Raw genomic sequence first — 12405 nt, 5'->3', positions numbered from 1 at the left:
GCAAGTCAGTCAAACAAGGACACCATGAAGCGTTTGCCATTCCTCTTCACCATCGTCGCCGTCGCGGCGCTGGCCGCCTCGCTGGCTTACTGGGCGCTGCAAATGTTCAAGCCGGCGCAGCGGCCGATCGCGCCGCTGGCCATCGTCGCCGCGCCGGAGCCGGGCGTGGCGGCGGCCCAGGGCTTGTTCGGCGGCCAGGTCGTGACGGCCGCCGTCAGCAATTATCAGCTGCGCGGCGTGATCGTCGCCGGCGTGGGACGCGACAGCGCGGCCATCATCGGCGTCGACGGCAAGCCGGCGCTGGCGCTGGCGGTCGGCCGCGAAGTGGCGTCCGGCGTGACGGTGCAGGAAATCCATCCCAGGTATGTGATGTTGTCGGAGGGCGGCGTGAGCAAGCGCGTCGACCTGGCCAGCGATGGCGCCGCGCCCGGCGCGATGGCGGCGCCGGGCGCGATGCCGCAGCCCATGCCGCAGGCGCAGTTGCAACCGCAAATGCCGTCGCCGTCGCCATCGCCGCCGCCGGGCACCGTCGGCCAGCCGCAGCCCTATACGGGGCCGGTCAATTCGACGATGACCATGGGCGCGCAACTGCCGCGCACCGATGGCGTGGCGCCGCCGCAGGGCCCGGACCGGCGCTGAGCGCCGGCCGGCCCCCTACAACACGTAGCGCGACAGGTCTTCGTTGACGGCCAGCGCATCGAGCTTGGCGTTGACGTAGGCGGCGTCGATGGCGATGGTCTGGCCGCCCGTTTCGCTGGCAGTGAACGACACTTCTTCCAGCAGCTTTTCCATCACCGTGTAGAGCCGGCGCGCGCCGATGTTTTCGGTGCGCTCGTTGACCGAGAACGCGATTTCGGCGAGGCGGTGGATGCCGTCGGGCGCGAAGGCGATGGTCACGTTCTCGGTCGCCAGCAGCGCCTCGTACTGCTTGGTGAGGCAGGCGTCGGTGCTGGTGAGGATGCGCTCGAAGTCGGCGATCGCCAGCGATTCGAGTTCGACCCGGATCGGGAAGCGGCCCTGCAGTTCCGGGATCAGGTCCGAGGGCTTGGCCAGGTGGAAGGCGCCGGACGCGATGAACAGGATGTGGTCGGTGCGTATCATGCCGTATTTGGTGTTGACGGTCGTGCCCTCGACCAGCGGCAGCAGGTCGCGCTGCACGCCGGCGCGCGAGACGTCGGCGCCGCCGGTTTCCGAGCGCGAGGCGATCTTGTCGATCTCGTCGAGGAAGACGATGCCGTTCTGCTCGACGTTCTGGATGGCTTTCTGCTTCATCTCGTCTTCGTTGATGAGCTTGGCCGCCTCTTCGTCGACCAGCAGTTTCATCGCCTCCTTGATCTTGACCTTGCGCGCCTTTTTGCGCGCGCCGCCGATGCCGGAGAACATGGACTTGATCTGCTCCGTCATTTCCTCCATGCCGGGCGGGGCCATGATTTCCATTTGCGGGCCGGCGTCGGCCAGCTCGATCTCGATTTCCTTGTCGTCCAGCTCGCCCTGCCGCAGGCGCTTGCGGAAGGTTTGGCGGGTGCTGTCGCCGGGCTGGGCGCCGCCGTCGGCGGCGGCCCCGGCGGACGGCGGGTGGAAGCCGAAGTCGCGCGCCGGCGGCACCAGGATGTCGATGACGCGGTCTTCGGCCGCGTCCTCGGCGCGGGCGCGCACCTTGGCCATCTCGGCCGAGCGCGTCTGCTTGACGCCGATGTCGATCAAGTCGCGGATGATGGTGTCGACGTCGCGGCCGACGTAGCCCACTTCGGTGAACTTGGTGGCCTCGATCTTGATGAAGGGCGCGCCGGCCAGCTTGGCCAGGCGGCGCGCGATCTCGGTCTTGCCGACGCCGGTGGGGCCTATCATCAAGATGTTTTTCGGCGTGATTTCATGGCGCAGCGGTTCCTCCACCTGCTGCCGGCGCCAGCGGTTGCGCAAGGCGATGGCGACGGCGCGCTTGGCCTTAGCCTGGCCGACGACGTGTTTGTCGAGTTCTCCGACGATTTCCTGGGGGGTCATATTCATGGCGGTCATCCGGCTTGATCCAGCGTTTCGATGATGTGCGACATATTGGTGTAGATGCACAGTTCGGCGGCGATCGTCAGCGATTTCTTGACGATTTCAGCCGGCGTCAGTTCCGTGTTTTCCTGCAAGGCCTTGGCCGCCGACTGGGCGTAGGTGCCGCCGGAGCCGATGGCGCCGATGCCGTCTTCCGGTTCGAGCACGTCGCCGTTGCCGGTGATGACCAGGGTCGACTCGCTGTCGGCCACCAGCAGCATCGCCTCCAGGCGGCGCAGCACGCGGTCGGTCCGCCAGTCCTTGGCCAGCTCGACCGAGGCGCGCAGCAGATTGCCCTGGTGTTTCTCGAGCTTGCCCTCGAAGCGGTCGAGCAGGGTGAAGGCGTCGGCCGTGCCGCCGGCGAAGCCGACCAGGACCTTGCCCTGGTACAGCTTGCGCACCTTGCGGGCCGTGCCTTTCATGACGATATTGCCGAGTGTGACCTGGCCGTCGCCGCCCAGCGCGACTTGCTTGCCGCGCCGCACGCACAGGATGGTGGTGCCGTGAAATTGTTCCATGATGAGCTCTCGTGGTGAGGATGCGGCGGGTGCAAGATCAAATAGTGGGGCTGGGACGGGCGATTACAAGATGCTGGAAGGCGTGCCGCGTGCCGCGTGCCGCGTGCCGCGCGACGTCGGGGTCGGCTGCGTATCGACCTGCGCGCTTAATACTTGTGCGGATAAATCCTGGCCAGTTCCGCGTAGCCCAGCAGCCGCAGCAGCGCCGTCACCAGGTGGTTGACGTCGCGGAACTCCAGCCTGCGGCCGGCCGCCAGCGTTTGCAGTTGGGCCAGCAGCTGGTTGGCGGCGCCCAATTCCAGCCGGCTCAGGCGCGAACAGTCGAACACCATGGCGGGATATTGTGCGGCATAGTCGCCGATGGCGGCCAGTAAAGTGTCGAGATTGCCTTCTATCACGGGCGGCAGCATGAAGCGGTCGGGCGAGGCCGACACGTGCTGCCTGGCGGCCATGGCGACTTTTTGCGGCGCGACGAAGGACGGCGGCGACACTTCGAAGGTGACGCAGTAATCCATGCCGCTTTCCTCGAAATCTTTTTCGCGGTTCAGCAATTGCAGCAGTTCCAGCAACAGCAGCCAGGGCGCGGCGCCCTCGTCGCGGCGGCCGACGGCGATGATGGGGCGGATCAGCTCGACCAGCTCGGCGGCGGCCACCACGATCAGCTCGCGCTGCTGCCGTTGCAGGCTTTGCAGCGCGGCCAGCAGCAGGGCGCAGCCGTCCGGCTCGACGCTGGTGATGCGGTTGAATTCCAGCCGCAGCACCGGACTGCCGGCGGCCAGTTGCCGCAGGCGCTCCAGCTGCGGCGCGATGGCGCCGTCGAGCACGCCGGCGAAGGCTTCGGTCGGCGCCACGCCGCTGTAGCTGTCGGCCGGCGCTTCGGCGGCGGCCACCGCGTTCCAGGCCGGCGGCGACGTCTCGAAGCAGCTGGCGTAGTCGATCGACAGGTTGTCGAAGGCGTCCTGGCGGCCGCCGATCTGGTACAGGTCGAACAACATCCACCAGATGGTGCGGTCCTGTCCGCCGCAGGCCGGCAGGTTGGCCACCAGCATCTGCTCGGCGACGGCCTGCTGGCCGCTGGCGTAGAGGACGGCGATTTCCTCGACCACGGAGGCGCTTTCGGCCATGACCGTGCTCAGTGGCAAGTCTTCCTCGTCCAGCAGTTCGGTGGTCGCTTCATCGATCAGCGGCAGCGTGGCCGGATCGTCGGCGTCGGCATTGCCGTCGTCGTCGGCCGCCGCGACCGTGTCGGGCGGCGCCTCGGCGGATTCGTCGGTGGCGGCCGGGGCCGATTCGGCCGGCTTGGCCGGGCGCGGCGGGCGGCTGCCCCAGGCCGGCTCCGGCGTGTTGAAGATGTCGAAGGCCATGGCCGATTCGATGGCGTCGATTTTCATGGCCGTGGCGCGCGCGATGTCGCGCTGCAAGGCTTGCGTGTTCAGGCGCGCCAGTTCGCTGTTGGCGTCCAGGCGCGCGCTCTCTTCGGGGGGCGTGGGGACGGGCTCCGTCGGTGTAGCGCCGGTTTTCTTGAAAATGGAAAACAATCCCACCGTGGCCTCGTTATGCGCCGGAACGCGATGCGGCGCGCTGCGATGGCGCCGGACTGATAGTGTAGCCGATGGGCAAACCGTTGCCGTCCGCTGTCACGTGTTGAAACAAAAAAAAGGTCGAAAAAAAACACGCGAGGGCATCGCGTGTCTTTCATGTCGGGGGAGGGGGAAATCAGTCGCCGTACAGTTTTTGCTTCAGTTCGCGGCGCTGCTGGGCTTCCAGCGACAGCGTGGCGGTCGGGCGGGCGATCAAACGGGGCACGCCGATGGGCTCGCCCGTTTCTTCGCACCAGCCATAGTCGCCGCCATCGATGGCGACGATGGACTGCTGCACCTTCTTGAGCAGCTTGCGTTCGCGGTCGCGGGTGCGCAGTTCCAGCGCATGCTCTTCCTCGATGGTGGCGCGGTCGGCCGGGTCCGGCACCAGCACGGTTTCGCGCAGGTGCTCGGTGGTCTCGCCGGCGTTTTTCAACAGCTCTTTTTCAAGCGCCTGCAATTTGGCCTTGAAAAACGCCAGTTGCGCCGCGTTCATGTAGTCCTTTTCATCCATCTTCAGAATTTCTTCATCGGTCAGGATGCGGTCGCTGGCGGCGGGGGTCGATTTATTAGTTTTAGTCATCACTTCGCTTACCTTCGATACGACAGAGTTTTCAAATTGATCAGCTGGTGCGGCAACTGCGCCGTCAACTGGTCCGGTATCCGTTTCGGCCCGTATGAGCTGGCCGGAGAGTCCTGCGCTTGCTTTCTTGGCGCCTTGTTCCCGTTTCGTACTCGCCTGCGCTAGCGGCGCGTTGTTTATGCCTGAGGTGGAAGCGCCGGGCTGGGCGGACCGGACCGGTACGGCCGGCGTACCGCACAGTTTGGCTGCCAGCGCCGTCGCCACCGCCTTCAGGGCGGACAGATCAGGTGCGTCGTGCGCCGCCGGGGCGGACCGTATAGTTCGGGCTGATTTTGGCACGCTTTGCTTCATATTGCCATCCCGATTTGTTGCAGCGTTGGAAAGACGCGTTCACATCGTCGCCGATACCGCGGGGCCGACCGGGGCCGCCCCCGTAAAACCCGGATAGTTTATACCAAACATTGTTCCAATCCGCTAATAAAGATATCTTTCGGTAGATTTTTACCAATAAACACCATTTTGCTGCCACGGACGTCGTTTTCGCCCCAAAGGGCGCCGACGTCGCTGCCCATAATCTGGTGCACGCCCTGGAACACGACCTTGCGCGCGCCGCCCTCCATCCACAAGACGCCTTTGTAGCGCAACATGCGCGGGCCGTAGACTTGAATCAAACCGTTGAGGAATTCCTCCAGCCGCGCCGCATCGAAGGGGCGGGCGCTTTTGAAGACGAAGGCGGCGATGTCGTCGGCGTGGCGGCTGTGGTGGTGGTCGCGGCTGTGATCGTGGCTGGGGTGGTCGCAATGATCGGCGTGTTCATGGTCGTGCTCGTGGTGCGCGTGCGCCTCCTCGGTGGCGAGGAAGTCCGGGTCCAGCTCCAGTTTCTCGTTCAGGTTGAAGCCGCGGATGTCGAGCACCTCGGTCAGCGGCGTGCGGCCGAAGTCGGCCGTGACGATGGGCGCGCGCGGGTTGATGCGCTTCAGGCGCGGCAGCAGCAGCGCCAGCTGGTCCGGCGTGGTCAGGTCGGTTTTCGACAGCAGCAGCTTGTCGGCGAAACCGACCTGGCGCTGGGCTTCCTCGTGTTCGTCGAGCTGGGCCATCGCGTGGCGCGCATCGACGACGGTGACGATGGCGTCGAGCATATAGTAAGTGCCCACTTCCTCGTCGACGAAGAAGGTCTGCGCCACCGGGCCGGGATTGGCCAGCCCGGTGGTCTCGATGACGACGCGGTCGAAATGCAACAGGCCGGCTTCGCGCTTTTGCGCCAGCGACGTCAGCGCCACGATCAGGTCGCCGCGCACGGTGCAGCAGATGCAGCCGTTGTTCATTTCCACGATGTGTTCGCTGCTGCCCTGGACCAGGATTTCGTTGTCGATATTTTCCTGGCCAAACTCGTTTTCGATCACGGCGATGCGCTGGCCGTGGTCTTCCTGCAAGATGCGGTTGAGCAGCGTCGTTTTGCCGGCGCCGAGGAAGCCGGTCAGGATGGTGGTGGGTATAAGTGCCATGATTGCTAGCCGATACGTAGTATGGAAAATGCGCCGATCGTGGATCAGCGGCCGATTATGCCGGAATTCTGGAAAACCTTGCAAACGCCACGGTGGCTACGGCGCGCGCTGTTGCCGACCGTTGCCCGTCGCGCAAGGTGGCGGGTCGCTTGCGCGCCTTATTTGATCTTGGCGCGCGGGTGCGCCTTGTCGTAGACCAGGGCCAGGTGCTGGAAATCGAGCGCGGTGTAGACCTGGGTCGAGGTGATGCTGGCATGGCCCAGCATCTCTTGCACGGCGCGCAAGTCGCCCGACGATTGCAACACGTGCGAGGCGAAGGAGTGGCGCAGCATGTGCGGGTGGACGCTGACCGGCGTGCCGGCTTTTTGGCCATGGGCTTTGAGCCGCAGCTGCACCACGCGCGGCGTCATGCGGCCGCCGCGCGCGCTCAGGAACAGGGCATGGCTGCCGTCGGCGGGCGCCGGCCGCACCGCCAGCCAGGCCGCCAGCGCCGTCAGCGCGGGGCCGCCGACGGGCACTTTGCGCATCTTGCCGCCCTTGCCGGTGACGATGACCTCGCCGGCCTCGGCGTCTATCCAGCCCGGCGACGCGGGGCCGTTGGCGTCGGCCTTGCGGTAGGCGACGTCGAGGCCGGTCAATTCGGAGACCCGCAGGCCGCTCGAATACAGCAGCTCGAACATGGCGGTGTTGCACAGTTCGACGGGCTCGGGCGCGCGGCCGGCGTGCGCGGCCGGCGCGACCAGGTGGACGGCGTCGTCCACCGACAGCGCGCGCGGCAGCGTTTTGGCGCGTTTCGGCGCGCGCACGCCGTCGACCGGATTGGCGGCCAGCGCCGTTTGTCCGCCCAGCCAGTTGAAAAAGCCGCGCCAGCTCGACAGCTTGCGCGCGATCGAGCGCGGCTCCAGGCCCCGGCTGTGCAGCGTGAAGGTCAGGCGCCGCACGTCCGCGTGGCGCAGTTGCGTCCACTCGGCGACGCCGCTCAGGACCAGCAGCTCATGCAGGTCGCGCGCGTAGGCGGCGCAGGTGTGCGGCGACAGTTGGCGCTGCGTCTTCAGCTGTGCCAGATAAGCATCTATCCAGTTCAGAGCGGCGGGCGCGGCGTCCATCGCGGCCTCAGGCGAGCAGCGGCGCCAGCGCGGTGCTGGCGGTCTCGCCGATGTGGACCAGGAAGTCGGTCGCCATCAGCGCGGTGAAGCGTTCGGTGTCGGGCGAGCCGAGGATCAGCAGGCCGAAGGCGCCGCCCTTGCTGCCGGGCCGGCGCAGCGGGATGATGACGGTCGAGCGCACGGCGGCGGCGTCGTCGAGCCAGCGCACGGCCTCGAAGTCGTTGTTGGCGCCGCAATAGGGCGCGGCCAGGCCGGCGCCGAACAGGCGGGCGTCGTCGGACACGCCGTCGACAAACCAGGCGCCGGCGTAGTCGGGCGCCGTGTTCCACAGGCGCAACGTCACCTGCGGCACGTCGAAGCTGGTCTTGATGCCGTCGGCCACGGCACGCGGCAGCGCGGCCACGTCGTCCGCCTGCAGCAGGGTCTGGGTCCAGCGGTGGAATTTGTTGGCGATGGCCTCGTTCTCGGCGGCCAGGCGCATCAGCTCGGACATGCGCAGTTCCAGCGCCTTGTACTTGTCGCGCATCACTTCCATTTGCCGTTCCTGCAAGGACACGGCGCGGCCGGTCAGCGGGCTGGACAATTTAATCTCGCCCAACAAGGCGGCATGTTCTTCGAAAAAGTCGGGATGCTCGTGCAGGTATTGGGCGACGAGATGGGATTCCAGGATGGCGGTCATTGAGCTTGGGGTCGGTGAGGGAGCAGATCGCATTTTACCCGACGCCGGCCCCGGCGCCATGGGCCGCGCGCGACAAAAAAACGGACATGGCCGCCATGTCCGTCCGCGCTCAGAAATTGTGGTGGATGCCCAGGCTGTAGTAATTGACGTGGTTGTCGGCGTGGCGGGTCGAAATGTCGGAGTACAGATAGGTGCGCACCGACAGATTGTATTCGTAGCCGAGCGAATACTGGCGCGTCATGGTCACGCCGTCGGGCGACTTGCGGCCGAAGCCGGCCAGCACCTTGCCGGGGCCGACCAGGTAGTTGGCGCCTATCACCCAGGCCCGCGTGGCCGGATTGAAGGGCAGCGTGTAATCCTGGTTCTGGCGCTGGTAGGTGACCATCAGCTTGAGCGGGTTGATCGGCTTGTAGGAGGCGCCCACCGACCAGATGTCGGTCTCGACGCCGTTCTTTTCGTAGGCCGCCATCAAGCCCAGCGGGCCGCTGAGGATGGTGCCCGACACCGAATACGGCGCCTCGGCGGGCGGCGAATTGGCCGGAAACTGCGGCGCCAGCGCCGTGCCGCGGCCGATGATGGCGGGATTGCCGTTGGCTTCCTTCGTGCCATAGGTGACGTTGATCTGGCCGACGCCGAAGAACAGCGGGCTGTTGTAGAACACCGCGTTCGAGAAGCGGTTGCGCGAATTGCCGGCCGCGCTCAGCGGGTCGCTGGTGTAGCCGGCCACTTGCAGGTCGGTCATGAAGCCGGCCGGCGTCGGCATGCCGGACCACGGCTCGAAGGTGATCGAGGTTTCCTGGTAGGCGCTCAGGCCGCGGCCGAAGCGCAGCGTGCCGAAGCCGCCTTGCAGGCCGACCCGGCTCTGGCCCTGGAACAGCGGGCGGTAGGTGGTGGTGGTGGTGTTTTCGACGGCGCCGGTGTCGGGCTCGAAGCGGATTTCGAGCTGGAACAGCGCGCTCAGGCCGCCGCCCAGGTCTTCCACGCCTTTGAAGCCGAGCTTGTTGTTGTCGCGCTTGCCGACCGCCAGGGTGGTGCCGGTGGCCTTGTTGATGCCCGAATCGATGGTGCCGTAGATGGCCACGTTCGATTGCGCTTGCGCCGTGGCGGCGGAAGCGGCCAGCAGTGCCAGGATCACTAAAGATTTTTTCATGGGTTGTTCCCTTGAGAGTGAACGACGACTTTTCAAGCGCCTTGCAGGGCCGGTGCCGTGCCTGGCCTTGCTTGTCTTTGCGCCGACAGGAACCCCAGCGTACACGGCAAGGCATGGGCTAATATTTGCGTCTCATCAAGGTCTGGACGCTTAGCGGGCTGGGGTGCGGCGTGCGCGCCACAAGTCGGGCCGGCAGGGGGTGCCAAGGCGGCCGAGACCGCCAGGGGGCGGCGGCAAGGGACGAGCGCAAGCCGCCGTCGGCATGCCATGAAGGCCGGCCGCCAGGCACGGCACGCCGCGACGCCGCTCGAGCGCGGCGCGCAGGGTGGTGGCGATGGGGGAAGGGCGCGGCGGGGCGCGCGCCGGTGCCGCCGATGGCGGCGGGAAGCGCAGGACCGGAACGCGGCGCCTTAGATGTCGATTTCGCCTTCGAACACGGTCACGGCCGGGCCGCTGAGCAAGACCGGCAGGCCGTCGCCGGCCCAGGCGATCGACAGCTGGCCGCCGCGCGCGTCGACGCGCACCGGCGAGTCGAGCAGGCCGCGCCGGATGCCGGCCACGACGGCGGCGCAGGCGCCGGTGCCGCAGGCCAGCGTTTCGCCGGCGCCGCGCTCGAACACGCGCAGCCGGATGTGGCCGCGGTCGACGATCTGCATGAAGCCGGCGTTGACGCGGGCCGGGAAGCGCGGGTGGTGCTCGATCAGCGGGCCGCTCAGTTCGACGGGCGCGGTGTCGACGTCGGCCACCACCTGCACCGCGTGCGGATTGCCCATCGACACGGCCGATACCAGTACCGTTTCCTTGACGCCGCCCAGCTCCAGCACCAGCGGCCACAGCGTGTCGCGGCCCTGGGACTCGCCGACCAGGCCGTCGGCGTCGAAGGGCACGGCGGCCGCGTCGAGCACGGGCGCGCCCATGTCGACGGTGATGTTGCCGTCCGCTTCCAGGCGCGGCGCGATGACACCGGCCAGCGTTTCAACGGTGATGCTGCGGCGCTCCGTCAAGCCCTGCTCGGCGACGAATTTGACGAAGGCGCGGGCGCCGTTGCCGCATTGCTCGACTTCGCCGCCGTCGGCGTTGTAGATGCGGTAGCGGAAGTCGCAGCCCGGCAGCGCCGACGTCTGCACCACCAGGATCTGGTCGGCGCCGATGCCGAAGCGGCGGTCGGCCAGCCGGCGCCACTGGTCGGCCGTGAAATCGATGTGCTGGTTGATGGCGTCGATGACGATGAAGTCGTTGCCGGCGCCGTGCATCTTGGTGAATTTGAGTTTCATCGTGTCGTCAGTGGTGGGCTAGGTGATGGCCGAGTGTGCGGCCCGGGGACCGCGTGCTCAGTCGGCGGCCAGGTACAGCGACGGTTCGCCGTTCGGCCGTGTCTTGAAGCGCTTATGGGTCCAGAAATATTCGGCCGGCGCTTCGCGCACGCGCTCCTCGATGAACTGGTTCATGCGCAGCGTGGCGGCGGCCATGTCGGGGCCGGGGTAATTGTCCCACACCGGATAGAATTTGACGCGCCAGCCACGATAATTGGGCAGGAAGGTGGCGATCACCGGCATCACCTGGGCCCCGGTGGCCGAGGCGATGCGGGCGGTGGCCGTCAGCGTCGCGGCCGGCACGCCGAAGAAGGGGACGAACTCTGCATCCTTCTCGCCGAAGTCCATGTCCGGCAGCATGAAGTAGGGCAGGTGGTCGCGCAGCGCGCGCAGAATCGGCTTGATGCCGTCCTGGCGCGTGAACAGCTTGACCGGCTTGAAGCGGGCGCGGCCTTTGCGCAACACCTGGTCGAAGGTGGCGTTCTTTTGCTGCACATACATCGACGAGGCGCTGGCCACCATCGCGATCGAGGCGCCGGCCACGTCGAGGCAGACGAAGTGCGGGCACAGCAGGATGGTCGGCCGGGACGTCATGGCGGCCACCGGCACCGGGCCCGGCTCGACCTGGATCAGGCGCCGCAGCCGCGCTTCCGAGGCCCACCACAAAATGCCGCGTTCCCACACGCTGCGCGAATAGGCCTGGAAATGGCGGCGCGCGATGGCGACGCGCTCGGCCTCGCTCAGCTCGGGCAGGCAGAGGCGCAAATTGGTCAGCGCGATGTGGCGCCGCGGCCGCATGACGAGGAACAGCAGGCTGCCGACGGCGTCGCCGAAGCGGCCCAGCAGCGGCAGCGGCAGCCAATGCAGCAGCCACACGAAACCGAGCAGTAGCTTCATGCGGCCTCCCGGGCGGCGTCCGGCGCGGCGATGCCGTGCGGCACCTTGTAGCGGTTGTAGCTCCAGTAGTATTGCGCCGGGCTGCGCGCGATCAGGCTTTCCATGGCGGCGTTGATGGCGCGCGCCTGCTCGGCCGGCGTGCCGTCCAGCGTGCCTTCGAAGGGCACGAAGCGGATCAGATAGCCTTTGCCGCGCGGCAGGCGCTCGGCGTAGGTGACGATGACGGTGGCGTCGCCCAGCTGGGCCAGCTTGGCCGGCAGCGTCATCGTGTAAGCCTGGCGCCCGAAGAACGCGGCCCACACGCCTTCGCCCTCCTGCGGCACCTGGTCCGGCAGCAGGCCGATGGGCTTGCCTTTTTTCAGCGTCTTGGCCAGCATGCGCACGCCCGCCATGGTGGCCGGCGCCAGCAGCAGATTCTTGCGCGCGCGCGCGCCTTCGATCAGCGGCTTTAAAGTTTCTTGCTTGGGCGGCCGATACATGACCATCAGCTCGGTGCGCAGGGCGATTTCCTGGGCCACGATTTCAAAGCAGCCGAGGTGGGGCGTGAGGAAGACGATGCCGCGACCGGCGTCGAGCTCGGTTTGCACGATGTCCCAGTTGACATCGTTGGCGCGGCGCGACACGCGTTCCGGCGCGGCGCACCAGATGAAGGGCAGTTCGAGTATGCTTTTACCGGCTTCGGCGATGGCGGCCGGCAGATGTTGCGAAAAGCCGGCCTGGGCCAGGTTGTTGCGCATGCGCCGCCGGTAGGACGGCGAAGCGAGGTAGACCAGCCAGCCCAGCGCGGCGCCCAGGGCGTGCAGCAGGGGCAGGGGAAACAGGGAGAGGAAACGAAAGATGGGAACGAGCATGAGTGGATCAGTTTTGTTGATGGTTGCCGACAGACTGTATTTTGCTTAGGCAAAAATTTTTTAAGAAGCGTAAAATACCACGTATGAGTCACCGCTGAGTTAATAGACAACTTGCGAAGCGGAATATAAATATCGCTAAAGCGTCGCAAGCCGTCATTGGTTGGCGACATTTGTTCAAAACCA

12 protein-coding genes are annotated in these 12405 nt (G+C 66.4%); 1 reads left to right on the top strand and 11 read right to left on the bottom strand.

Annotated features, from left to right (window positions below; all coding sequences use genetic code 11):
* Nucleotides 1-24 precede the first annotated feature (24 nt).
* Nucleotides 25-639 (top strand): type II secretion system protein N, encoded by a 615-nt coding sequence (locus Q0S71_RS25880; RefSeq protein WP_296002154.1) that lies wholly within the window; start codon nucleotides 25-27, stop codon nucleotides 637-639.
* 15 nt (nucleotides 640-654) lie between these two features.
* On the opposite strand, the gene hslU is transcribed toward Q0S71_RS25880, so the two are convergent.
* The 11 genes from hslU to Q0S71_RS25825 form a co-directional block, all read right to left on the bottom strand.
* Nucleotides 655-2007 (bottom strand): ATP-dependent protease ATPase subunit HslU, encoded by a 1353-nt coding sequence (gene hslU / locus Q0S71_RS25875; RefSeq protein WP_296002151.1) that lies wholly within the window; start codon nucleotides 2005-2007, stop codon nucleotides 655-657.
* 5 nt (nucleotides 2008-2012) lie between these two features.
* Nucleotides 2013-2558, bottom strand: a complete 546-nt coding sequence (hslV, locus tag Q0S71_RS25870) for an ATP-dependent protease subunit HslV (protein WP_296002148.1) — start codon at nucleotides 2556-2558, stop codon at nucleotides 2013-2015.
* Nucleotides 2559-2704: 146 nt separating this feature from the next.
* Entirely contained in the window at nucleotides 2705-4102 is a 1398-nt protein-coding gene (locus tag Q0S71_RS25865) for an STAS domain-containing protein (protein WP_296002145.1), read from the bottom strand.
* A 172-nt stretch (nucleotides 4103-4274) separates the two neighbouring features.
* Nucleotides 4275-5072 (bottom strand): RNA polymerase-binding protein DksA, encoded by a 798-nt coding sequence (gene dksA, locus Q0S71_RS25860; protein WP_296002141.1) that lies wholly within the window; start codon nucleotides 5070-5072, stop codon nucleotides 4275-4277.
* Between the two features lie 98 nt (nucleotides 5073-5170).
* Entirely contained in the window at nucleotides 5171-6226 is a 1056-nt protein-coding gene (locus tag Q0S71_RS25855; RefSeq protein WP_296002138.1) for a GTP-binding protein, read from the bottom strand.
* A 158-nt stretch (nucleotides 6227-6384) separates the two neighbouring features.
* Nucleotides 6385-7332 carry a tyrosine recombinase XerC gene (locus Q0S71_RS25850; protein WP_296002135.1) on the bottom strand — a complete coding sequence of 316 codons (948 nt, stop codon included), beginning with the start codon at nucleotides 7330-7332 and terminating at the stop codon, nucleotides 6385-6387.
* Nucleotides 7333-7339: 7 nt separating this feature from the next.
* A complete protein-coding gene (locus tag Q0S71_RS25845) occupies nucleotides 7340-8011 on the bottom strand; it encodes a DUF484 family protein (protein ID WP_296002132.1) in 672 nt (223 codons plus the stop codon).
* 109 nt (nucleotides 8012-8120) lie between these two features.
* The gene (locus tag Q0S71_RS25840) at nucleotides 8121-9161 is read right to left on the bottom strand and encodes a porin (RefSeq protein WP_296002128.1); all 1041 of its coding nucleotides are present in this window, start codon (nucleotides 9159-9161) and stop codon (nucleotides 8121-8123) included.
* Between the two features lie 410 nt (nucleotides 9162-9571).
* Nucleotides 9572-10435 (bottom strand): diaminopimelate epimerase, encoded by an 864-nt coding sequence (dapF, locus tag Q0S71_RS25835; protein WP_296002125.1) that lies wholly within the window; start codon nucleotides 10433-10435, stop codon nucleotides 9572-9574.
* Nucleotides 10436-10492: 57 nt separating this feature from the next.
* A complete protein-coding gene (locus Q0S71_RS25830; protein ID WP_296002122.1) occupies nucleotides 10493-11371 on the bottom strand; it encodes a lipid A biosynthesis acyltransferase in 879 nt (292 codons plus the stop codon).
* Entirely contained in the window at nucleotides 11368-12222 is an 855-nt protein-coding gene (locus Q0S71_RS25825; protein WP_296002119.1) for a lysophospholipid acyltransferase family protein, read from the bottom strand. Before Q0S71_RS25825 ends, Q0S71_RS25830 begins: the two co-directional genes overlap by 4 nt.
* Nucleotides 12223-12405: the final 183 nt, after the last annotated feature.

The sequence above is a fragment of the Rugamonas sp. genome (genome assembly GCF_025354735.1).
In the GTDB taxonomy this organism is placed as follows: domain Bacteria; phylum Pseudomonadota; class Gammaproteobacteria; order Burkholderiales; family Burkholderiaceae_D; genus Rugamonas.
The sequence above is the reverse complement of the archived record's forward strand: the minus strand, read 5'-3'. Positions and strand labels throughout refer to the sequence as shown.

Bases quoted from the DNA above. Each gene is read 5' to 3' on its own strand.
- Q0S71_RS25840 (WP_296002128.1), bottom strand. From the start codon at position 9,161: ATGAAAAAATCTTTAGTGATCCTGGCACTGCTGGCCGCTTCCGCCGCC.
- dapF (WP_296002125.1), bottom strand. From the start codon at position 10,435: ATGAAACTCAAATTCACCAAGATGCACGGCGCCGGCAACGACTTCATC.
- hslU (WP_296002151.1), bottom strand. From the start codon at position 2,007: ATGAATATGACCCCCCAGGAAATCGTCGGAGAACTCGACAAACACGTC.
- Q0S71_RS25855 (WP_296002138.1), bottom strand. From the start codon at position 6,226: ATGGCACTTATACCCACCACCATCCTGACCGGCTTCCTCGGCGCCGGC.
- Q0S71_RS25880 (WP_296002154.1), top strand. From the start codon at position 25: ATGAAGCGTTTGCCATTCCTCTTCACCATCGTCGCCGTCGCGGCGCTG.
- Q0S71_RS25830 (WP_296002122.1), bottom strand. From the start codon at position 11,371: ATGAAGCTACTGCTCGGTTTCGTGTGGCTGCTGCATTGGCTGCCGCTG.
- Q0S71_RS25825 (WP_296002119.1), bottom strand. From the start codon at position 12,222: ATGCTCGTTCCCATCTTTCGTTTCCTCTCCCTGTTTCCCCTGCCCCTG.
- Q0S71_RS25850 (WP_296002135.1), bottom strand. From the start codon at position 7,332: ATGGACGCCGCGCCCGCCGCTCTGAACTGGATAGATGCTTATCTGGCA.
- Q0S71_RS25845 (WP_296002132.1), bottom strand. From the start codon at position 8,011: ATGACCGCCATCCTGGAATCCCATCTCGTCGCCCAATACCTGCACGAG.
- dksA (WP_296002141.1), bottom strand. From the start codon at position 5,072: ATGAAGCAAAGCGTGCCAAAATCAGCCCGAACTATACGGTCCGCCCCG.
- hslV (WP_296002148.1), bottom strand. From the start codon at position 2,558: ATGGAACAATTTCACGGCACCACCATCCTGTGCGTGCGGCGCGGCAAG.